23 protein-coding genes are annotated in these 21,938 nt (G+C 52.1%); 11 read left to right on the top strand and 12 right to left on the bottom strand.

Annotation, left to right across the window (positions count from 1 at the left end; genetic code table 11):
• Positions 1 to 314 precede the first annotated feature (314 nt).
• The 4 genes from RDU59_05975 (at position 315) to RDU59_05990 (ending at position 3,364) form a co-directional block, all read left to right on the top strand.
• Positions 315 to 974 carry a PAS domain-containing protein gene (locus RDU59_05975; protein ID MDQ7838022.1) on the top strand — a complete coding sequence of 220 codons (660 nt, stop codon included), beginning with the start codon at positions 315 to 317 and terminating at the stop codon, positions 972 to 974.
• Entirely contained in the window at positions 961 to 2,214 is a 1,254-nt protein-coding gene (locus RDU59_05980) for a methyl-accepting chemotaxis protein (protein ID MDQ7838023.1), read from the top strand. The genes RDU59_05975 and RDU59_05980 overlap by 14 nt, the downstream gene beginning before the upstream one ends.
• Before the next feature lie 19 nt (positions 2,215 to 2,233).
• A complete protein-coding gene (locus tag RDU59_05985; protein ID MDQ7838024.1) occupies positions 2,234 to 2,755 on the top strand; it encodes a chemotaxis protein CheW in 522 nt (173 codons plus the stop codon).
• 165 nt (positions 2,756 to 2,920) lie between these two features.
• Positions 2,921 to 3,364 carry a phosphate-starvation-inducible PsiE family protein gene (locus RDU59_05990; GenBank protein MDQ7838025.1) on the top strand — a complete coding sequence of 148 codons (444 nt, stop codon included), beginning with the start codon at positions 2,921 to 2,923 and terminating at the stop codon, positions 3,362 to 3,364.
• A gap of 24 nt (positions 3,365 to 3,388) precedes the next feature.
• On the opposite strand, the gene RDU59_05995 is transcribed toward RDU59_05990, so the two are convergent.
• Genes RDU59_05995 through RDU59_06005 form a run of 3 tightly spaced genes read right to left on the bottom strand, consistent with a single transcriptional unit; the run spans position 3,389 to position 6,251 of the window.
• Entirely contained in the window at positions 3,389 to 4,237 is an 849-nt protein-coding gene (locus RDU59_05995; protein ID MDQ7838026.1) for a UbiA-like polyprenyltransferase, read from the bottom strand.
• Positions 4,234 to 4,812 carry a UbiX family flavin prenyltransferase gene (locus tag RDU59_06000; GenBank protein ID MDQ7838027.1) on the bottom strand — a complete coding sequence of 193 codons (579 nt, stop codon included), beginning with the start codon at positions 4,810 to 4,812 and terminating at the stop codon, positions 4,234 to 4,236. Before RDU59_06000 ends, RDU59_05995 begins: the two co-directional genes overlap by 4 nt.
• Positions 4,809 to 6,251, bottom strand: a complete 1,443-nt coding sequence (locus RDU59_06005) for a menaquinone biosynthesis decarboxylase (protein MDQ7838028.1) — start codon at positions 6,249 to 6,251, stop codon at positions 4,809 to 4,811. The genes RDU59_06000 and RDU59_06005 overlap by 4 nt, the downstream gene beginning before the upstream one ends.
• Positions 6,252 to 6,753: 502 nt before the next feature.
• On the opposite strand from RDU59_06005, the gene RDU59_06010 reads away from it, so the two are divergent.
• Entirely contained in the window at positions 6,754 to 6,999 is a 246-nt protein-coding gene (locus RDU59_06010) for a type II toxin-antitoxin system HicB family antitoxin (protein MDQ7838029.1), read from the top strand.
• 96 nt (positions 7,000 to 7,095) lie between these two features.
• On the opposite strand, the gene RDU59_06015 is transcribed toward RDU59_06010, so the two are convergent.
• The 6 genes from RDU59_06015 to RDU59_06040 all read right to left on the bottom strand — a co-directional run bounded on the left by RDU59_06015 (position 7,096) and on the right by RDU59_06040 (position 12,884).
• Positions 7,096 to 7,803 (bottom strand): ubiquinone/menaquinone biosynthesis methyltransferase, encoded by a 708-nt coding sequence (locus RDU59_06015; GenBank protein ID MDQ7838030.1) that lies wholly within the window; start codon positions 7,801 to 7,803, stop codon positions 7,096 to 7,098.
• A complete protein-coding gene (locus RDU59_06020; GenBank protein MDQ7838031.1) occupies positions 7,804 to 8,652 on the bottom strand; it encodes a menaquinone biosynthesis protein in 849 nt (282 codons plus the stop codon).
• A 127-nt stretch (positions 8,653 to 8,779) separates the two neighbouring features.
• Positions 8,780 to 10,081, bottom strand: coding sequence for an amidohydrolase family protein (locus RDU59_06025; GenBank protein MDQ7838032.1), 1,302 nt, complete (start codon positions 10,079 to 10,081; stop codon positions 8,780 to 8,782).
• Positions 10,068 to 11,123, bottom strand: a complete 1,056-nt coding sequence (mqnC, locus tag RDU59_06030; GenBank protein ID MDQ7838033.1) for a cyclic dehypoxanthinyl futalosine synthase — start codon at positions 11,121 to 11,123, stop codon at positions 10,068 to 10,070. The genes RDU59_06025 and mqnC overlap by 14 nt, the downstream gene beginning before the upstream one ends.
• Positions 11,120 to 12,223: an aminofutalosine synthase MqnE gene (mqnE, locus tag RDU59_06035; GenBank protein MDQ7838034.1), complete on the bottom strand. Its 1,104-nt coding sequence runs from the start codon at positions 12,221 to 12,223 to the stop codon at positions 11,120 to 11,122. Before mqnE ends, mqnC begins: the two co-directional genes overlap by 4 nt.
• 1 nt (position 12,224) lies before the next feature.
• Positions 12,225 to 12,884 (bottom strand): TetR/AcrR family transcriptional regulator, encoded by a 660-nt coding sequence (locus RDU59_06040; protein ID MDQ7838035.1) that lies wholly within the window; start codon positions 12,882 to 12,884, stop codon positions 12,225 to 12,227.
• Between the two features lie 444 nt (positions 12,885 to 13,328).
• On the opposite strand from RDU59_06040, the gene wrbA reads away from it, so the two are divergent.
• The 6 genes from wrbA to RDU59_06070 all read left to right on the top strand — a co-directional run bounded on the left by wrbA (position 13,329) and on the right by RDU59_06070 (position 17,589).
• On the top strand, positions 13,329 to 14,003 hold the full coding sequence (wrbA, locus tag RDU59_06045; protein ID MDQ7838036.1) for an NAD(P)H:quinone oxidoreductase: 675 nt from the start codon (positions 13,329 to 13,331) through the stop codon (positions 14,001 to 14,003).
• Positions 13,972 to 14,256, top strand: a complete 285-nt coding sequence (locus RDU59_06050) for a ferritin family protein (GenBank protein MDQ7838037.1) — start codon at positions 13,972 to 13,974, stop codon at positions 14,254 to 14,256. The genes wrbA and RDU59_06050 overlap by 32 nt, the downstream gene beginning before the upstream one ends.
• A 20-nt stretch (positions 14,257 to 14,276) precedes the next feature.
• Complete coding sequence (locus RDU59_06055; GenBank protein MDQ7838038.1) at positions 14,277 to 14,891, top strand: superoxide dismutase; 615 nt, start codon at positions 14,277 to 14,279, stop codon at positions 14,889 to 14,891.
• Positions 14,892 to 14,945: 54 nt separating this feature from the next.
• A complete protein-coding gene (locus tag RDU59_06060; GenBank protein ID MDQ7838039.1) occupies positions 14,946 to 16,355 on the top strand; it encodes a cytochrome B6 in 1,410 nt (469 codons plus the stop codon).
• Between the two features lie 212 nt (positions 16,356 to 16,567).
• A complete protein-coding gene (locus tag RDU59_06065) occupies positions 16,568 to 17,380 on the top strand; it encodes a ZIP family metal transporter (GenBank protein MDQ7838040.1) in 813 nt (270 codons plus the stop codon).
• A gap of 32 nt (positions 17,381 to 17,412) precedes the next feature.
• Positions 17,413 to 17,589 (top strand): hypothetical protein, encoded by a 177-nt coding sequence (locus tag RDU59_06070; protein MDQ7838041.1) that lies wholly within the window; start codon positions 17,413 to 17,415, stop codon positions 17,587 to 17,589.
• 5 nt (positions 17,590 to 17,594) lie between these two features.
• On the opposite strand, the gene RDU59_06075 is transcribed toward RDU59_06070, so the two are convergent.
• The 3 genes from RDU59_06075 to fdhF form a co-directional block, all read right to left on the bottom strand.
• Entirely contained in the window at positions 17,595 to 18,425 is an 831-nt protein-coding gene (locus RDU59_06075) for an FAD/NAD(P)-binding protein (GenBank protein ID MDQ7838042.1), read from the bottom strand.
• A 181-nt stretch (positions 18,426 to 18,606) separates the two neighbouring features.
• Positions 18,607 to 19,896 (bottom strand): 4Fe-4S dicluster domain-containing protein, encoded by a 1,290-nt coding sequence (locus RDU59_06080; protein ID MDQ7838043.1) that lies wholly within the window; start codon positions 19,894 to 19,896, stop codon positions 18,607 to 18,609.
• Entirely contained in the window at positions 19,866 to 21,893 is a 2,028-nt protein-coding gene (gene fdhF / locus RDU59_06085) for a formate dehydrogenase subunit alpha (protein MDQ7838044.1), read from the bottom strand. The genes RDU59_06080 and fdhF overlap by 31 nt, the downstream gene beginning before the upstream one ends.
• Positions 21,894 to 21,938 lie beyond the last annotated feature (45 nt).

Here is a 21,938-nt window from a genome sequence, read left to right on the forward strand (position 1 = left end):
GCTTCATAAAAAGTCAATTTCTCACGCCAAGGCGCGAAGACCGCGAAGGAAAAATGAAAATCTGGAAATCAAGAAATCAGTAATAAAAGATTTTTTCATGAGTTCATGAGTTCCAGATTTTATTCTTTTTGCGGCCTTAGCGGCTTTGCGTGATATTTTGGTCTTTTTATGAGTTAGCCAACCCTAAATTCAGATATATCGAAGCCGGAATTCAGTAACTTCCCCTATTATGTTATAAGTTCATGCAGCCGTAACTAAGACGAAAGAAGGAATACAGGCGGTAGGCCTGACCAACAAAATAAGGAGGAAAGGAAATGCCTATTAAGAGTAAGAAAGAGGTTAAAAAGGTTGGAACCAATGATGCACTGTTAAGGGAGCTTAACGAGGCCAAGGCCAGGGCCAGGCAATGCGAAAATATCGTAGCCTCGATAGCCGCACCCATGTTCGTAACCGATAAGGACCTGGTCATTACCTCCATAAATGATGCGGCCCTCAAGGCCATGGGCTATGCACGGGATGAGGTGGTGGGGAAGATGACCTGCGCCCAGATAGCCAGGACGCCCCTTTGCGGCACCAACCAGTGTACCATAAAGAACTGCATGCGCACCGGTGAGGTAATCAACGGTGAGACGGTGGCCGAGACCAGGGATGGCCGGAAGGTGCCCATCCAGGCGGCCTGCTCCGCCCTCTTTGACGAACAGGGCAATCCCTATGGCGGCATGGAGGTTATTATAGATCGGTCTGAGGCGGTCCGCGCCAAGTGGGAGACGGATAACATCCTTAAATCCGTCGCCGCACCGATGTTTGTAACCGATAAGGACCTGGTCGTCACCTCCATAAATGATGCGGCCCTCAAGGCCATGGGCTATGCACGGGATGAGGTGGTGGGGAAGATGACCTGCGCCCAGTTAGCCAGGACGCCCCTTCTGCGGCACCAACCAGTGTACCATAAAGAACTGCATGCGCACCGGTGAGGTAATCAACGGTGAGACGGTGGCCGAGACCAGGGACGGCAGAAAGGTGCCCATCCAGGCGGCCTGCTCGGCCCTCTTTGACGAACAGGGCAAGCCTTACGGCGGCATAGAGGTAATCATCGACATAACAGAGGTCAAACGCCTGCAGAAAGAGGCCGATGAGCAGCGGGAATACCTGGCAAGACAGGTGGCCATGCTCGTGGAAAACATGGATAAGTTCAGTAACGGAGATCTTACCATCGAACCGAAAGCCGAACGGGATGATGAGGTGGGTCGGCTCGTTGACAGTCTTAACAGGACCATTGTGGGGTTGAGAGATATCGTCGGCCAGATAAAGGATGCGGCCGATAATGTGGCCTCCGGCAGTCAGCAGACGAGCAGCGGGGCGGAACAACTCTCGCAGGGGGCGAACGAGCAGGCGGCTTCCATTGAGGAGGTCTCCAGCTCCATGGAGGAGATGAACAGCACGGTGACGCAAAACGCAGACAACGCCAAACAAACGACTTCTATTGCCGAGAAGGCCGCCGGCAATGCCCAGGAAAGCGGCAATGCCGTGGCGGAAGCGGTCGGAGCCATGAAGCAGATTGCGCAAAAAATATCCATCATTGAAGAAATCGCCCGCCAGACAAATCTCCTGGCTTTAAATGCGGCTATCGAGGCGGCCCGGGCCGGGGAACACGGACGGGGCTTTGCCGTGGTGGCGGCCGAGGTGCGCAAGCTGGCCGAGCGCAGCCAGACCGCGGCCCAGGAGATCGCCAACCTGTCCGGCAGCAGCGTTCAGGTGGCCGAACGCGCCGGCACTCTGGTGGCCGAGCTGGTTCCCAATATACAGAAGACCGCCGAGCTGGTTCAGGAGATAAACGCCTCCAGCACTGAACAGGCCAGCGGCGTTGAACAGGTGACCCAGGCTATCCAGCAACTGGATAAGGTGGTGCAGCAGAATGCCAGCGCGGCGGAAGAGATGTCGTCCACCGCTGAAGAACTCTCCGCCCAGGCCGAGAACCTCCTGGAAACTATCGGATTTTTCAAACTGGACGGGCATGGTGAACGCACTGTGAAAAAACCGGCCGCCGGGCATATTTCTCAGACTCGCGGCCCGGAAAGGAAAAAAACGGCGCCGGCAACAAAATCCGCCTTACATAAGACGGATATCAGACCGGCCATAGCGCATAAATCGACCGGGATAGACCTGAAAATGAAAGACAAGGATATATCCGATCAGGAATTTGAAAGATTTTAGCCCAAAAGGAGACTTAGTCATGGCTGATATTAAACAGTACCTTACATTTGTCTTAGGCGGAGAAAACTTTGCGCTCGAGACCTCAAGGGTGAAAGAGGTCCTTGAATATACCACCATTACCAGGATTCCGCGCATGCCGGACTTCCTCTGCGGCGTGATAAACTTGAGGGGCAACGTGGTTCCGGTCATGGATATGCGTTTAAAGCTGGGGATGCCGTCGGCCGGGCGGACGGTTGATACCTGCATCGTGATCGTTGAGGTGGATTTTGATGATGAATCGGCCACCATAGGGTGCCTGGTGGACTCGGTCAAGGAAGTCCTGGAGATAGCGGCCAATGAAATCGAACCCCCGCCCAAGATGGGGATGCGCCTTGGAACGGATTTTATCCAGGGCATGGCCAGACAGGGCGAGAGTTTTATTATCATCCTGGACATCAACAGGATAATCGCGGCTGAAGATATAATGCTGCTTCAGGGCGCGGCCGGTAAAGGAGCCGATTCGCCGATGAGGAATCCCGCCGAGGAGTGTGTTGATATATAAACGAAAATTTGGGTAGAGTAGGGAATTAGAGATAGAACAACACCACTATGCCGGTTCCCTGCTCTACCCTTATTTTATTACTTTTCTTTGGGGGATTTGTATGGCATAAGTATATCATAAATATCAAGATACGCATGTGAGACAAGACAATAAAAAGGCGCTGATATGCAGGAATCAAGACCGGATCTGAAAGAGAAGATTAGACGAATACTTGTTCATGCGGACATTGCCTTTCACGTGCTGGCGGGTCTTTTACTGCTTATCGCCTGCGGATTCATCATGTATTATGGGATTATTAATCTTATGCAGCCATCCCGCGTGGCCATAATCAGCCTGGTGAATGATGTGCTTCTGGCTCTGATTATCCTTGAGCTTTTCTGGACCATTATCCGTTTCCTTAAGAAACAAAGATTTACACTCGGACCTTTTCTTTCTATCGGGATAATAGCCTCGGTTCGGCGGATACTGCTGGTCGAGATCGAGATATCACATGTGGAGCACGTTCAGATGGAACGGCTCTGGGAGATCGGGCTTAGCGCCCTGGTAATTTTACTCCTGGTCTTTGCCTATTATCTGGCTGCGAAGGTAGAAAAGATGGGGGTAGAGTGAAGGTAACTTCTCTTCACAATAGCATCAGGAAAGGGCGGCCCAGGTAGCCAGAAACAGGGTGATGCTGATTATGCCGTTCATGGTAAAGAAAGAGAGGTTGATTTTTGAAAGGTCTTTGGGCGTAACAAATATATGTTGCAGCGCCATAGCCATCGCCGTCAGGGCGATGCCCGCATAATAGACCCACCCCAATCCGGTCATAATGCCGGTATAGAGAAAGAACAGAAAGGCCAGGATATGGAACCCTACGGCAAAAGCAAGCGCCCTTTCTTTGCCGAATTTGCAGGGTATCGAGTGCAGTCCTTCGCGGCTATCAAATTCGAAATCCATACAGGCATAAATGGTGTCAAAACCTGCCACCCAAAATATGACCCCGGCGCTCAGGATAAGAGGCGCGGCTTCGAGCGCCCCTTTAACGGCTATCCATCCGGCGGTGGGGGCAATGCCCAGGGCCAGACCCAGAAATATATGCGACAACCAGGTAAATCGTTTGGTGTAAGAGTAAGAGATGACTATGGCCAGGGCCAGGGGGGATAGCATAAATGTCAGCCGGTTTAGCTTATAGGCCGCAAAGAAGAAGAGCAAAGAGGCCAGGATCACAAAGAGCCATGCCTCGCTTATCTTTATCGCGCCTTGGGGCAGGGCCCGGCCTGCGGTGCGGGGATTCTTGCGGTCATAGGGGAGATCAATTATCCGGTTAAAGCCCATAGCCGCCGTACGCGCCCCGGCCATGGCCAACAGGATCCAGAGACATTTTGCCGACTCCGGCACGCCGCCCGCCGCCAGAAAGGCCCCCATGAAGGCAAAGGGCAGGGCAAAGATGGTGTGCTCGAATTTAATCATCTCCAGGAAGGTATGGGTCTTTCGTATCATGAGTCGATACCCCACCTTTTGGCCTCTGGATCGGGCAGGCCGAGGACATCCAGGATTCTGTCCACGAACATAGCGACCAGATCTTCAATGCTCGCGGGGTGATGATAAAATCCGGGCATGGCCGGCATAATGGTCGCTCCGGCCTCTGCCAGGCGCAGCATATTGCTTATGTGTATCCTGTTTAGCGGGGTCTCCCGCAAGATCAATAAAAGTCTTCGGCCTTCTTTTAAGGTCACATCCGCGGCCCGATGGACAAGGTTACTCGATATGCCGTTGGCTATGGCGCCCAGTGTGCCCATGGTGCAGGGGATAATAATCATGCCGTCATGGGGGAAAGACCCGCTGGCTACCGGCGCGGCAAAATCTTTTTCGTCGTAGAGCCTGGTCATGTACCGGCTGACCTCTGAGGTAGAAAGACCGGTTTCCAACTTCAATACCTGGGCCCCGGCCGCGGACACGAGGCCGTGTATCTCCACGTTTTGCGCCGCTAATTTCTGTAAGAGGGATACGGCGTAGGGCATGCCGCTGGCCCCGGTCAAGGCCACGATGTAACGTTTAGGTGGATATGCCGTCATAACCCCAGCTTTCCCCAGATGGCGTCAATTTTCTTTTTCACGGCCTCATCCATCTCAATGACCTCCGGCCAGTCGCGTTCAAATCCCTCCTCCGGCCACTTGCGTGTGGCATCGATGCCCATCTTCCCGCCATAGTGGGGTAGGGTAGAGGCATGATCCAGGGCATCCACCGGACCATCGGTAATAACCGTATCCCGCCGCGGATCGACGTTGTTGCCGATACGCCAGAGGACCTGTGACAGGTCCTGGACATCGACTTCCCGGTCAAAGATGGCGATGATCTTGGTGAACATCATCTGGCCCATCCCCCACAGGGCGTGCATCACCTTCCGGGCATGCCCCGGATAACGTTTATCAATAGAGATGAAGGCGAGATTGTGGAAGACACCTTCCAGAGGGAGGTTCATATCCACGATTTCCGGCAGTTGTTTCTTTATCAGCGGCAGGAAGATGCGTTCCGTGGCCTTGGCCATATAACAGTCTTCCATGGGTGGGCGGCCCACGATGGTCGCCGGATAGACGGCGTCTTTGCGATGGGTGATACAGGTGACATGAAAGACAGGATACTTGTCCGCCAGTGAATAATAGCCGGTATGGTCGCCAAACGGGCCTTCCATGCGTCTTTCGCCCGGCTCTACATAGCCCTCAAGGATAATCTGCGCCTCGGCCGGCACCTGCTGATCGACGGTAAGGCACTGCACCAGTTCGACCGGTTCGGAACGGAGAAAGCCGGAGAAGACCATCTCGTCGATGTCTTCCGGCAGAGGGGCCGTGGCCGCATAAGTTGTAGCCGGGTCTGCGCCGATAGCTACCGCCGCTTCCAGCCGCTCGCCGCGTTTTTCGGCTATGCGGTAATGCTGGGCCCCGCCCTTGTGGGTGTGCCAGTGCATACCGGTTGTGGCGGCGTCAAAGACCTGTATGCGGTACATCCCGCAGTTACGCACGCCGGTCTCCGGGTGTTTGGTAAAGACCAGAGGCAGGGTGATGAAAGGCCCGCCGTCCTTAGGCCAGCAGTGCAGCGCCGGAAGGCGCCCAAGGTCGATATTATCTTTTATTACTACTTCCTGGCAGGGGGCCTTGCTCACCATCTTCGGGAACATATCGGCCAGCCGTTTGAGCTTTGGTATCATCTTGAGCTTTTTGATTAAGGTATCCGGGGCCTCGGCCTCCAGGAAGGTCAGGATGTCTTTTCCGATCTCTTCGAAATTAGAGACCTGGAGGGCCAGGCACATGCGCCGGTATGATCCAAAGGCGTTCATCAAGACCGGCATGTCATGACCGACGACATTGGTGAAGAGGAGAGCAGGCCCGCCTTTTTTGCAGACGCGGTCCGTGATCTCGGTAATCTCCAGATAGGGGCTGACCGGCTCAGTGATTCTCTTTAATTCACCTTCTTTTTCCAGAAGGCGGATGAATTCCTGCAGATTCTTATAGCCCAAAGCGAACCTCCTGTTTTTGCCGCCACATCCACGGACTTCTATATTCGGATATTCGGTACAGTCTTTGGTTAAGTAACATTTGGTTAAATAGGGTGTCAAGCGGATTTGCGAATTTCCGGGGCGCGGCTATAGAAATAGTTTGACAATTCCGGTAGATATAGCGAAGATATGGGAGCCGTAATAGAAATCAGCAAACTACGTCATGAAATCCCGATCGCTTTTCAATCTGGCAAGATTTGTGAAGAATCTTAATCGGCTTCCGGATCAGTCGTTCCACGATGAGTAAGGGCGGCGGGCGTCCACAGGCGCATAACACGCCGCATCACGTCGTTCGTTCATGTGAGCAAGAGACGTTGTTTCTTACATTGCTTTTCTTTTGATTTGAAAAAGAGTGTAAAAGGAGAGCTGCCTAAAGTGGCCCTGTCCACTATTGACAGTACACCTGTCATGCCATATTAAGAAATGCAGGCATAAAGAGATAAAAAACGGAGGTAAAATAAAAATGATTGAATTGGAATATTCATTAATAATTGAGGCAACAGAAGAACCTGATTTTTTTGGATTTTATTCTCCGGATTTGGCAGGTTTCACAGGAATTGGGCATTCTATTGAAGATTGTTTGTACAAAGCCAAATGGGGGATGATAGAGCATGTTAATTTGCTCAAAGAACAAAGGCTGCCTGTTCCATCTAAAAATCCAAATCCCAAAATCATAATTCAAAATGAAGAACAAGTTGTAGCTGCTTGAAAATTGGGCATATGTCCACTAACAGCGACTTGGCGGCAAATCCGCTGCTCCAACCAAACGTGTTTGGGCTTCGGCAAGGCAGGAGTATCGCGCGGTTTACGGTTTTTTCCCGGTATATAAAGTCACTATACCGGCCGTGAGCGGCCGACGATCCACCTTTATGTAGCTGGCCGCTTCCATCTTTTGTGCCAGTTCTTCGGGTGAGCAGAACTGCTGGATGGAAGTTGCCAGATAACGGTAAGCCTCTTCATCTCCTGATATCCAGCCACCTATACGAGGCAGGATTTGCCCCAGGTAGAAAAAATAGAGCGGCCGCATGACCGGATTTTTAGGGCGGGAAAATTCAAGGATGACGAGTTTCCCTCCGGGCCGGAGGACGCGCCACATCTCCTTAAGGCCCTTATCCAGATTGCTCAGGTTACGTACCCCAAAGGCCACGGTAATCCCGGAAAAGCTCTCATTACGACAGGGGATTTCTTCGCCGTCTGCACAAATCGGAATAATTTGCCGGCCTGCTGCCTGTCCATTTAGTCTGTTGCGACCGCAGGCCAGCATATCCCGGCAGAAATCAAGGGCTAATACATATCGTTCGGGCCTGCGTCCGGCTATACTAAGGCTTAAGGGCAGTGTGCCGGCGCAGAGGTCGAGGATTGGTCCTTCCGTATAATTGTCTAATTCACGGGCGGTCACCCATCGCCAGTAACGGTCAATATTTAAACTCAGCAGGGAGTTGAGGAGATCGTAGCGCGGGGTGATGGATGAAAATTTCTTTTCTACAAAGACCTTTTTTTCTTCGTTTGACATTTAGATTATTGCCTTGTCTGCCTCGGGTATAAATTCTATGTCCACCGGATAAGGATATTCACCGCGTTTGACCAGATAGCGGAAGAACAGCCTCATTCCCTCCAGCGCCTCCGGGGTTAAGTCAAAACACAGGGTTCGCAGGTAGGCCAGACAGGCCTCCTTGGACATGGGGATATGTGGAGCAAAGCGATTGCCGATCTTTTCCAGGGTCTTAAGGCCCTTATCCCGTGACTGTTTAAGGAGGCGGCAGGCCTCCCATACCTTCTGCGGGAACTGATTATAGAATTCCCGGCGCACTGCCCACACCGCATATACAAAAGGCAGGCCGGCAAACTTCTTCCAGGTCTCGCCGAGATCAATAATATAAGGCTCCTGACTCTCGATGCGAAACCGCAGGGCCTCGTCGCCGATAGCCAGAAAGCCGGCGACCTCCCGGGCATGGACGTCTTTTGCGGACAGGTCGCCTGTCTCATAGATGGGAAATACCTCATAAAATTCTTCCAGGATAATCTTCAGGAGAGCTACCGAGGTTTGTGACTTATCAGTTATAAGGATGCGTCGCCCGTTAAGGGCCTTAAGCGGATACTTACTGAAAAAGAGCACGCTTTTGACCGTTCCCTGCGAGACAATGGCCAGTTCAGGGAGGAGGAGGTATCTTTCCGCATGGAGTCCGTATTCCTGTGAGGATATGACGCTGATGTCCAATTCCCCTCGGAAAAAGCGGGCGTTTAGTTCCGAAGGAGATCCCTCTATCACCTGAAAGCCGTTTAAGCCTACTATGTGTTCGAGTGGGTAATATATAGGGCTGGTGTTAATAAAACTGAATTTGCCAATTCTGATTTGATCCATTTTTGTTCCTCTTAATGTAAGCGTTCAGCCCTCAGCAGTCAGCTATCAGCACGATAAAGAAAATAATAATATGGAGACATTTTTTGTTTTTACTGAAAGCTGACCGCTAATTGCTGAAAGCCGTCTTTTAATGTATCCAACGTACAGGTATAGTTGCGGCGCCGGCCATTATGCCTTCAAGCGCTTCCCGGCTGCCTTCTCCGCCGGCCGGGACAGAGATCATCCCGGCTCCCTTTCCTGGCGTCAGGCTGCCCAGCCGGTCTTCCCGGCCAAGTGCCCGGGCGCCGTTCAGGGTGGCCATCTCCAGTATTTTTTCCGGGGCCAGGCCGGGCACGTGTTTTCTGACTGCCGCCATCTCTTCTAAGATATTGAGGCTCTCATTGCTGGCCAGGCTATCCGTCCCCAGGGCCGGATACAGCCCATAGGCGAGCATCTTTTCCACCTTCGGGAGGCCGACGTTGAGAAAGAGATTACTCCCGGGGCAGAGGCAGCATTTTACCCTGCGGGCAGCCAGGATGGCCATATCTTCCTCTGACAGGTGTACGAGATGTACACAGACCGTGTTACTGTCCAGGACGCCAAGTTTATCGAGATATGATACCGCGCTTTCCCCTGGCGGAATAAAATCATCATCCCACGCTGAACGTTCTCTGAGCAGGTCTTTCAATGGTCCGTTTCCATGCGCGAGGAGTTCCTGTTCCTCCGGACATTCACCCAGGTGCACGGAGAGCATCTTCCCGCGCTTATTGGCCCACGATTTGAGGGCCGAAAACAGTTCGGCAGAGACGGTGTAGGGGGCATGGGCGGCCACATGGAATGCGTCGTCGGTCTCATGCGATTTACCGGCTTCTGCCAGCATTTCTTTGGCCCTTGCCGTCTTCTCCCGGTTAAAGCCCATGAACTCGCGAAAAAAAACGATATTTTCCCTTTGTTTTCGGCATAACTCATAAGCCATCCGGGTATTGCCTACGTCACCGATGAGACCGACGCCACGCCGGCGCATGGCCGCAAGTGCACTGGTTATTGCCTTTTCTGTTTCTGCCGGCGGTATGTCCTCCCGCACTTTGATAAGCCCCCTGACCCAGTTAACAAAACCATCCTTTCCGGATACGCGTCCGCGCAGGGCGGCAAGTTCAAGATGGGTATGGGCGTTGACCATGGCGGGCAGGATGCTTACCTCTCCATGGTCAACTACGCCGCCGCTATAAGTGTCTTTGAGGTCCTTAAACCGGCCCACGGCCTCTATCCGGCCATCGGCAACCATAACCGCGCCGTCACTAACCGGCGCTGAAGAGACAGGAAAGACCCATCTGGCACGGTGGATTTTTACTTGAGCGCTGACTGCTGATGACTTGCGCAGGCTGAAGCCTGTGGCTACGCCTTGGGCTGATAGCTGATAGCTGATAGCTGATGGCTTAAATAAATTCATAGGCCATATTTCTGCGGGCCGGTTCATAGCCGGCATCAGTAATAATTCGTCTGATCTCCTTTTCGCTCAACTGATAAGAAACGCCGGTGGCGGCCACCACATTTTCCTCGATCATGGTACTGCCGAAGTCATTCGCGCCAAAGGTAAGGGCCACCTGTGCCACCTTCGGCCCCTGGGTAACCCAGGAGGCTTGTAGATTGGGAATATTATCCAGGACGATCCGGGAAACAGCCAGCATACGCAGGTATTCGACGCCTCCCACGGGGGCAACGTTTATACGGGTATTATGCGGCTGGAAAGGCCAGGGGATAAAGGCCGTGAACCCCTGAGTCTTATCCTGAAGCTCACGTAGGCGCATAAAGTGTTCGATGCGCTCTTCGATAGTCTCTACATGGCCGAACATCATCGTGGCTGTAGTTTTAATCCCTTGCCGATGCGCCTCTTCCATAACTGCCAGCCATTCATCTGCTGAGCATTTACGGGGCGACACGGCCTGTCTTACCCTGTCCACCAATATTTCCGCGCCTCCGCCTGGAATAGAGTCGAGGCCGGCCGCGCGCAGCCGTCGCAGTACATCGCCGATACTCAGCCCGGACTGCCGGGACATGTGCACAATCTCCGGAGGCGAGAACCCATGTATATGTATAGGATGCTCACTTTTAATGAAGGCAAGCATCTCTTCATAAAAAGAAAAGGGCAGGGTAGGGTGTAAGCCGCCCTGAAGGAGTATCTGTACGCCTTCCAGGGAAAGGGTTTCCTCTATTTTTCGGGACAATTCTTCCCTGGTCAGGACATAGCCTCCCTGTGCCCCATCTTCTCTAAAGAAGGCACAGAACCGGCATCCCGATATGCATATATTCGTATAATTGATGTTGCGGTCAATGATATAGGTAACCAGCTTTTTGGGGTTAAGAAGGCGGCGTTTCAGATCGGCCAGTTCTCCCAGGGCAAGGAGGTCGGAATCCCTATAGAGCTGAAGGGCCTCTGCTTTCGAGAACCTTTGGTTATGGTCTATTTTTTTGCGCCACAAATTGTAACTCACGGCTGGGCCTCGACAATATTGTACAGGGTGTCCCGTTCTACCGGCGTACAGCCGGCCTCATGGATTAAACGCCGGAGTTCCGCGCGGGTCATCCCCTGGGCCGTCTCCGCACCGGCCATGTGGGTGATTTTTTCCTCGATGATCGTTCCATCCAGATCATCTGCGCCAAAATTAAGGGCGATCTGGGCCAGTTTGGGGCCGATCATCACCCAGTAGGCCTTGATGTGCGGAAAATTATCGAGCAGGAGACGGGCGACGGCGATATTTTTAAGGTCATTAAAGCCGGTGGTGTTTGAGAGGTCGGAAAGCCCCGTGTTTCGCGGATGAAAGGCCAGGGGAATAAAGGACATGAAGCCGCCGGTCTCATCCTGGGTCCGGCGCAGGGCCAGAAGATGGCCGACCCTTTCTTCCGCAGACTCGATATGCCCGTAAAGCATGGTGGCGTTGGACTTAATGCCGAGGCGATGCGCGGTCCCGGCCACTTCCAGCCAGCCTTCCGGAGATAGTTTTTTGGGGCAGAGGCGTTCCCTTATACGGGGACTGAAGACCTCTGCCCCGCCGCCCGGAAGCGAACCTAACCCGGCCTCGCGCAGGTCGCAGAGCGTATCGGATATACTTTGTCCGGAGATATTGGCCAGATGGGCGATTTCTACGGCGGTAAAGGCGTGTATGTGGATCTCCGGCCGTGCCTTTTTAATCTCCCGGATCATCTCCACATAATAGCGATAAGGCAGGTCAGGATGTATCCCGCCTACGATGTGTACCTCGGTTATCGGCTCATGGCGACGTTTTTGAATCTTGCCGACTATCTCCTCAGTGGACATTTCATACGCGGCCGGATCGCCCTTGTCCTTGCCAAAGGCACAAAAACGGCAGAGATTGACGCAGATATTGGAATAGTTGATATGCTGATTGTATATGTAAAATGCCTTGTCGCCGTTCAGTCGGCGGCGTACCGTATTGGCCAGGGCCCCGATGGCCAGAAGGTCATTGGATTGGTAAAGCCTCAGCCCGTCTTCAAAGGATAACCTTTCGCCGGCTTCGACCTTACCGCATATCTCTTGCCACCACGGTTCTCTTTTCGACCGCTCCATGTTCATGTTAAATCCCGTCCGCCGCGGCGAATCCCTGCCGCAGCATGGTTACTATGCTGTCGATTTTTTCTTCCAGGCCTTTCTTCTCGTTTAACTCCAGGGCCGGATCAAGATAGGGCAGGGCATAGTTCTGCAGGAACTTATCTAAGACCGCGTCTAGAATAAACACAGCCAACACAGGGTCCAGGTCTTTTCTGACCTCACCCCGCGCCTGCCCCTCTTTCAAAAGGGAGAGAATGTACTCACGGGAGAACAGCCTTATCGTCTGCAGGAAGTCTTCCCGTAGAGGAGAATCGCGTTCGAAAAGAATGCGGAGATAAACCCGGTAGAGGGCCGGATGTTTATCTATGAACTCAACCCCGGCCATAAGGGATCTCTTTACCCGCGTGAAAAAATCTTCTTCCTGACTCTCCTTTTTGACATGCTTCAGCATCTGCCGCACTATGGCAATGCCCTGATTGAAGATAAAGAGAAACAGGCTTTTTTTGCTGTCGAAGTACTGGTAGATGGAACCCTTGGCGATATTCACGCGGGAGACTATGGTGTTAATGCTGGCCTGCTGATAGCCTCGCTCGGAAAACTCCTGAACGGCCGCCTCTAAGACGCGCTGCTGTTTGTCCGGGGGGAGGTTAAAGAAGGTCTGTCTTGGGGTAAGCTTGGTATCCATAATATGACCGGGTGGTCATATTAGAAAGCCCAGACCAAAAAGTCAATTAAATTTTATGTCAGTTTAGTTCCTTGCAAAAGTATTATTAAATCCATCCCGACCTCCCTTTTTCACAAGGAGCAATGTAGGGTGGGCTTTGCCCAGCAAGGGAATGATGGTGGATAAAACCCACCCTACGGGACTTAGAGGAACCCCTGATTTTTTCGCTTCACGGCTTGCGCAGCGACCCTTTCGGGGCTCACAGGTGGGGAACGCTTACCCCTTCCAGCCACTAAAGGGCTGGCTTTCCCCTTCCTGCTCGCCCTTGATGGGTACCCCGCTGCTCCAGCAAGTTTCGCTCAGAAACATAGGGGTTCCTTAAAAACTCAGGGAACTCCAGTTACAATTTACCTTGACTAAGGACAAGTTGAAGTTAGAGAATAGTAAATAAGGGAGGTGACAAATATGGCAGGCGGAGACGTCAAAATTAATATTATTTTTTGGAGCATGTACGGCCACGTGTACCGTCTGGCAGAGGCAGTTGCCGAAGGCGCCAGGGAAGTACCGGGCGCACAGGTTAACCTCTTTCAGGTTCCGGAGACGCTTTCTGATGAGATTCTGGCCAAGATGGGCGCTGTCGAGGCCAAGAGGCAGTTTGCCCATCTGCCGGTAGCCACGGTGGAGAATTTGGCCGAAGCGGATGCCGTTATTTTTGGTACGCCTACGCGCTTTGGTATGATGTGCGCCCAGATGCGGGCCTTTCTCGATGCGACCGGCGGGTTATGGAGGAGAGGGGCCTTGATTGGGAAAGCAGGGAGTGTATTTACTTCCACGGCCACCCAGCACGGGGGCCAGGAGTCAACCATCCTTAGCTTCCATACCACACTCTTACATCACGGGATGATTATAGTGGGCGTGCCCTACTCTGAAAAAGGACTGCTGGTTGTTGATGAGGTATCCGGCGGCAGCCCTTACGGGGCCTCCACCATAGCCGGCCCGGAGGGGAGCCGCCATCCGACTGAAAATGAACTGGCCATTGCCCGTTTTCAGGGCAAACACGTAACCGGGATTACAAGGTATCTGGTTTTAGGGAAGGGAGGTGAAACCCATGTTATCAAAGATACCCATCAATCTGGATAAGGTAAAGGCAAAGGACCTGGACAAGGAGATACTGCGGGCGGCGATAATAGCGGAATTGGATGCCATAAATCTGTATGAACAGATGGCGGCGCTGACCCAGAGCAAAAATCTTAAAAAGATACTTTTAGACGTAGCCAGAGAGGAAAAGACGCACGTGGGAGAGTTTCAGGCCCTGCTGTTAAAAGAAGATAAGGAGCAGGTAGAGGAACTGGAAGAGGGCAGAAAGGAAGTGGAGGAAGAACTGGCAAAATAAGAGATAAAGGAGGGATGTCAATGGAAACATCGAGATTATATACCCTGCCGGAGCTGCCTTACGGATATAAGGACTTGGAACCGCACATATCAGAAGAACAACTAAGGATACACCACGACAAACACCATCTGGCCTACGTTAATGGCGCCAATGCCATACTGGAGAAGCTGGATAAGGCCAGAAAAGACGGCGCTGATCCGGACATGAAATCGACCCTCAAGGAACTCTCATTCCACATAGGCGGACATCTGCTGCACTCGTTATTTTGGGGCAATCTGGCTCCGGCTGGTAAGGGTGGTGTAATGCCGGGAGGGACAATCGGCGATGTTATAGCAAAAGAATTCGGCGGCCCAGATCGGTTCAAAAAGGAATTTACCCAGACGGCAGTGAGCGTAGAAGGTTCCGGGTGGGCGGCGCTTACCTTTTGCCGTAAGACCAACAGGCCCATCATTATGCAGGTGGAAAAGCACAATATAAACGTCTATCCGATGTTTAAAATACTTATGGTTATTGATGTCTGGGAGCATGCGTATTACCTCGATTACAAAAACGAGAGGGCCAGATTTGTCGATGCCTTCTGGAATATTGTTAACTGGAATGAGGTAAACAAGAGACTGGAAGCATTGTTAAAGTAGATAAAAGTAGTCGCCACTTCGCTAATAAAACTAATAAGAAAGGAGGATCAGGATATGAAACGACATACATGGAAGTATGGATGGGCGCTGGTGGTGATTTTTGCCCTGGCGCTCATTGTCTGGGGTATAGCCTATGCTCAGGGACATGGAAAAAAAAGGACAAGTAGTTACGCCCCCGTAGTCATTACTGAAGAAATTACCACTACCATGGCCCGGATGAAAGCGGATAAACCTAAGGTGATGCAGCGGCAAATGGATTTGCTCAACGAGCGCTACGACTTGAGTAACCGCCCGGCCAAAGGCGTAATGATGTCCGGCGGTAAACCTGTCCAGGAGGGTGTAAGGAGCAAACTTCCCAAAGGGATGACCTGGGAAAAGTTGGCTGCCATGAATCCGGAAGAAATACAGGAAAAGAATTTATGGCCCGCGGGCTTTTATCCGCTGCCTCATCCCAACCATTCTGAAGGAGGCATGGTTTTTCCTAAGTTCCACATTGAGGAGGTGAAAAAACAGACGGGGCGTGACCTGACCCGCTTTGATCTGGATTTTGATTTACCCGATCACCTGTTACCTGAATTTCCTGCTCCAATCTATCTTACCACACGGCCTGACCTGGGTGACGTCTCGCAAGGCAAGCTGGTGACTATTGATAATTACTATGAGCTATTTGATGGTATATTGAACCCTAAGCAAATAGAAGGCCTGCGGTTGTTGGTGACACCTTTCCCACAGCAGCAGTTTAATGCCGCTGAAGATCGACGTTCCGAGAAGGCGAGCCTCGGAGTAGCCTGTTTCGATTGTCATGCGAATGGCCATACGAATTCGGCTACCCACTTGGTAGGGGATATCCGTCCCCAAGAGTTTCGCCATCGCCTTGACACACCGTCTTTGCGTGGAGTCAATATTCAGCGACTTTTTGGTTCTCAGCGCGCGCTGAAATCCATTGAGGATTTTACGGAGTTTGAGCAGCGTGCGGCTTACTTTGATGGTGATCCGGTTATTGCCACAAAAAAGGGTGTGAACATCCTTGAACGGGGCAGTCAGGTCCACTTTATGGCGGAATTCCAGTCGCTGTTAGATTTTCCACCGGCCCCCAAGCTAAATATCTACGGCATGTTTGATCCTCAAAAAGCTACTGTAGAGGAGGTAAAAGGGCAGGAGATATTTTTCGGTAAGGCTAAGTGTGCGGTGTGCCATCCAGCTCCTTACTACACGGATAACCTCATGCACAACCTAAAGACGGAGCGTTTTTATAAACCGCGTATGATCAATGGCCGCATGGCCAGCGCTGATGGTCCTATTAAGACCTTTCCTTTGCGGGGCATCAAGGACTCACCTCCATATCTCCATGACGGGCGGTTGTTGACGCTGGAAGACACCGTGGAGTTTTTTAACCTCATTCAGGGACTCAACCTGACCGCAGAAGAAAAGAAGTGGCTGGTGGCCTTTATGCGGGCACTTTAATTATGCGTGATAATACATGATAGAGCTTAGATATTTAAATAGCGAAGTGGCGCTTACCAATCTTTTAGTTATCCGTCTTAAGTAAGTTGGACTGTTGCAGTTTTGTTGTCCGGCATTTTTTTGATGTGGTGGAAGGGAGTTGTATGGATTTCCTACCCCTATATCGATTTCTGCGGAGATTTGGCTTGTCTGAACGGATACTGAAATAGGGCATGGCAGATTTTTTTCAAGACCTTCATCCTGTACTGCAGGCGCTGCTGGCAACGTGCTTTACCTGGGTGATGACCGCTCTGGGCGCAGCCACTGTATTCCTGGTCAGGGATATAAACAGAAAGACACTTGACGGGATGCTGGGTTTTGCGGGCGGGGTTATGATCGCAGCCAGTTATTGGTCGCTGCTCGCGCCGGCCATTGAGATGTCGGAAGGCAAGGGTGTTCCGGCCTGGTTTCCGGCTGCGGCAGGCTTCCTGGCCGGGGGCATTTTCCTGTGGACTATAGATAAAATACTGCCGCACCTCCACCTGGGCTTTAGCATAGAGGAGGCTGAAGGTATAAGGACGTCATGGCGCCGCACGACCTTGCTTATTCTGGCTATAACGTTACACAATATTCCCGAGGGGTTGGCAGTCGGAGTGGCCTTCGGGGCGGTAGGAGCAGATCTGCCTTATGCGACCTTACCGGCAGCCATCGCCCTGGCCGTGGGTATCGGAATCCAGAACTTTCCGGAGGGGCTGGCGGTCTCTATGCCCCTTCGGCGTGAAGGGCAATCCCGCCTGAAAAGTTTCTGGTATGGGCAGTTGTCTGCGGTAGTTGAGCCGGTAACGGGGGTCCTCGGCGCCGGAGCGGTTGTCCTGGCCCGGCCTGCGCTGCCGTATGCCCTGGCTTTTGCTGCGGGCGCCATGATTTTTGTCGTGGTTGAGGAACTGGTACCGGAGTCTCAGCGTAGTGGTAACACGGACGTGGCTACTATGGGTCTCCTGGCCGGGTTTGCCGTTATGATGGTTCTTGACGTGGCCTTTGGTTAGTACGGTCATAAAGTTTTTTACCTGGAGGGATTATGAAAGGAAGGGTATCTACTGATGTTGAGGGTAACTTTGAGGTTCAGGAGCTTGAAGAGGGCATGTACATTGTTTGTCCTAACTGTGGCCATCTGAATACCTATAACGCAGAGAAGGCCCAGGATGGATTCTTCTACTGCGAAAATTGCGGGTTTCAACTGGTCGCTCCGGAATAACGGATTTACAAATCTGTCGGCAGCTCTTTCATCTCCCGGTAGGTAAAGACCGGGCCGTCCACACAGGTCAGTTGGTGACCAATGCTGCAATGCCCGCACTTGCCCACCCCGCATTTCATATGCCTTTCCAGGGTGGAGATAATATCATCTTCGGAAAATCCCATCTTGAGAAGATCCATAACTACAAAGGAGATCATCACCGGTGGGCCGCAGATAATAGCCAGGGTGTCCTGACCGGAGAGGTCGGCCTTGTTCCATAAGGTAGTGACCGGGCCTACGTTCCCCCTCCATTTTGAATCCGGACGATCCACAGTCACCAGGACTTTAACGTCCCTTTCCTTGGGCCAGCGGGACAGTTCATGCCTGAAGGGGATATCGGATGGGGTTCTCGCTCCATGCAGGATGGTAACCCGGCCGAATTCCGCTCTCTTATCCAGTGCGTAGTTAATCAGACTGCGCAAGGGAGCCAGTCCTATGCCTCCGGCCACAAATAACAGATTCTTCCCGATCAGCCTTTCCACGGGAAAACTCCGGCCGTAAGGCCCTCTGAGGCCGATCTCATCACCAACTTTGTGCCCATGTATCTTCCCGGTTAAAGAGCCGGCCTTTTTTATGCTTAACTGCAAATTTCCCGGTTGAGTAGGGGAGGAGCTTATGGATATCGGGACCTCACCGGCCTGAAAGACGGAGACCATCATGAATTGCCCGGGCCGGAAGGAAAAGGATTTTTTCAATTTTCTGTCTTTAAACGCCAGAGTAAAGGTCTTTATATCGCCGGTTTCTTCCTTTATATCCTTAATAACGGCAATATGCGGGAGATAGATATTGTTGCTCATCTCTGTTGCCCTACGAACTTCTTAGTTTTCATCCGGAAACCCAAGAATTCCGGATGTGCTCTCAGCACTCAGCTATCAGCGTTCAGCTTAATATGTTGTTTGTTTTAGGTTTTTGCTGAAAGCTAATCGCTGATCGCTGAAAGCGTGAAGCCGGAAACGGTAGTTTCCGGATGAACACTTCTTAGTCTTCTATAGTTTCTGTTGTGCCGGGTATCTTCAGTTGGTAGCCAAGGGCCCTGGCAATCGCTTCCTTATCCGCCATGCCCATTTCAATCAATTGAGCGCCCAAGGGCTTCCCGGTCGCGGCCTGTTTCTCTATTGCCGAATCCAAATCTTTCCGGCTGATAAGCCCGGCCTCAAGGAGCAGTTCCCCTAGTCTCCGATGGGCGGATTCGTGCGTCCTCTCTCTTTGTTCGGAGATGAGACGGATGAAACTTAACATGTCTATACGGCCAAAACAGATGTCCGCGCAGCGGCCGCAGCCCACGCAACTGGGGATGTTATACTTCTGTTTGTCATAGAACAACTTGTGATAAAAGCGCCTTTTTATCCGCTGGGCCTTATCCTGACGCGGGTTGTATCCTCCAGCCAATCTGCTGAAGCCGGCAAAGGTGCAGGCGTCCCAGGTTCTGAGGCGTTCCCCTTCTTTCCCGGAGCCTGGGCTGTCGAATATATTGAAGCAGTAGCAGGTGGGGCAGACATAGGCACAGCCGCCGCAGTTCTGACAGCGGTTGCCCAGTTCTTCCCATACAGCCGGGTCAACTTCCTGGTTTATGAGTTTTTCTATGGCGGCATCGAAATCGAGGCGGTGCCGGAATTTACTCTCCGATTCCAGGACTACCTCATACTGCGCGTCTATATCCGTTTGCGTAGCCGGACGAAAAAAGTAAGACCATCCGGCCAGGAGTTCCCGGCCTCGCGGCCGGCCGATTTCCACAAAGAATCTATCACCGAGATCTGTTAACTGGATATCATAGCCGTAAGTCAAAAAGGGGCCGCTCTGGGCGCTCTTGCAGAAGCAGTTTTCTCCGGGCTGATTGCAGCCTAAGTTGATAAGGATGGTATCCTTGCGCCGGTCCAGGTAATATTTGTCCTTCAGGCCTTCCTGAAAGATCAGGTCGTAAAAGAGTATTCCCCGCGTGTCACAGGAGCGAAGGCCGAAAATGACCCGGGGCGTACTGTCTGCCGCGTCTTTAAATGTATAACCGGATTTATCATAACGGTACGCAAAAAGTGTCTCCACTTGTGGCATGAAGAAACGCTTGGGAGAGAGGATGGGTCGATTGGTCAGATCGATACGGACATCATCTACAGATGAAATAACCTCGAATAACGTATCCCCATAGGTATTCCGGACCGGCGCTATGAGTTCAAATCCCTTGGTTATCTTGCGCAGGAAGCTGTTCAGGTGTTCTTTGTACAGGATGAGTTTATCGGTCATCATTTCACCTTTTCCAGACGCACGGCGCATATCTTCAGCTCCGGTATCCGGGCCTGGGGATCGACGGCATTGTTGGTCAATACATTGGCCGGGGCTTCCCGGAAGTGGAAGGGCATAAAGAGCATTTTACCGGGGAGGCCCTCGACTAATCTGGCCCTGGTAACTACCTCTCCGCGAGGCGAGATGACCTTGACCGGCTCTCCATTTATTATTCCCAATGCCCGCGCATCTGCGGGGCTTATTTCTATAAACCCTTCCGGGCATTCTCGTTTCAGTATGGATATCCTTCTGGTCATACTGCCGGTATGCCAGTGCTCATAGACGCGTCCCGTTGTCAAGGCAAAGGGATATTCCTTATCAGGTGATTCGTCCGGCGGCCGGTAAGCGATACAGGAAAATAGCCCCTTACCCCGCGCAAATGATTTTTTGTGCAGATATGGCGTTCCGGGATGGTTGCGATCGGGACATGGCCATTGTAGCCCCTGGACTGTCTCCAGCCGATCATAATAAACGCCCCCATAGATGGGGGTGAGCAAGGCGATTTCCTCCATGACCTCGGCCGGAGATTCGTAGTCCATGGGGTATCCCATGTGCCGGGCCAGCTCGATAATTATCTGCCAGTCCGGTTTAGCTAGGTGGACGGGCGGGACGGCCTTTCGCATCCTCTGAATGCGCCGCTCCGTACTGGTTACCGTGCCATCTTTCTCGGCAAAGGCGGCGGCGGGCAGGACCACGTCTGCGACTTCCGCGGTTTCGGTAAGGAAGATATCCGCCACGGCCAGGAAATCCAGGTTTTCTAAGGAAGCCCTGACGTTTTTCATATCCGGGTGACTTAACATGGAGTTTTCGCCCATGATAAACATGCCCTTTATTCTCCCTGTCTCATGGAGCATATCCATACTGCTTAACCCAGGGGCGGTAGGCAGATCGGTATTCCAGGCCCGTGAGAATTTATCCAGAACTGCCGGATCATCAACCCTCTGGTAGCCGCTTAACATTCCTGGAAGGGCGCCCATATCACAGGCCCCCTGTACGTTGTTTTGTCCGCGCAAGGGGAATACACCGGTAATTTCCTGTTCTACGTGGCCGGTCATCATGGCCAGGTTGGCGATGGACTCCACGTTGTCCGTGCCGGAAACATGCTGGGTAATCCCCATGGAATATATAATGATGGCCCTTTTGGCGCCGGCGTATATTTTGGCGGCCCGTCTCAGGTCTTCCGGGGCTATGCCGCTTATCGCCTCCACCTGGCTCAGGTCGAAGCGGGAGAGGAATTTCCTGAATTCTGAGAAATTCTCCGTGCGCATCTTGATAAAAGAGTCATCTACCAGTCCCTCATCCAGGATGATTTTCATCATGCCGTTCAGCCATATTACGTCTGTACCCAGGCGGGGGCTTAGATAGATATGGGCGAATTTACTGAGTTCGATGCGTCTGGGGTCTATGACGATCAGTTTGGCGCCCTTGTCCAGGGCCTCAAATATAAATCGGGCAATCTGCGGATGTTGTTCGGTGGTGTTAGAGCCGGTGACCAGGATGACCTCGGCCCCGGCCAGCTCAGAGATGGAGTTGGTCATGGCCCCGGAACCAAAGGCATTGGTCAACCCCAGGACACTGGGAGAGTGGCAGAGGCGGGCGCAATGATCTATGTTGTTGGTTTTCAGTATGGTGCGGCCGAGTTTCATTAAGAGATAATTTTCTTCATTGGTGCATTTGGCCGAGGAGAGTATGCCTATGGATTCGCCCCCATAATTTTTTTTAAGCCTGAGCAGTTCATGGGAGATACGTCTCAGAGCCTGGTCCCAGCCGGCCTTAACCAGTTTTCCGTTTTTTCGGATCAATGGTTCGCGTAGCCGCTCCGCATGCCGGACGTGCTCTATACTGTTCCACCCTTTCACGCACAGGTTGCCGCGGGATATGGGGTGTTTTTTACTGGGAGTGACACCCACCATCCTCCCGTTTTCTACGTGCAGATATAATCCGCAGCCGCAGGCACAGAAAGGACAAGTGGTTAAGACGCTATGCATGGGTGATTCCTCTACGGAAGGATTCTCAGTTATATATGTACTATC

The organism is Thermodesulfobacteriota bacterium, from assembly GCA_031082315.1.
Classification (GTDB): domain Bacteria; phylum Desulfobacterota; class QYQD01; order QYQD01; family QYQD01; genus QYQD01.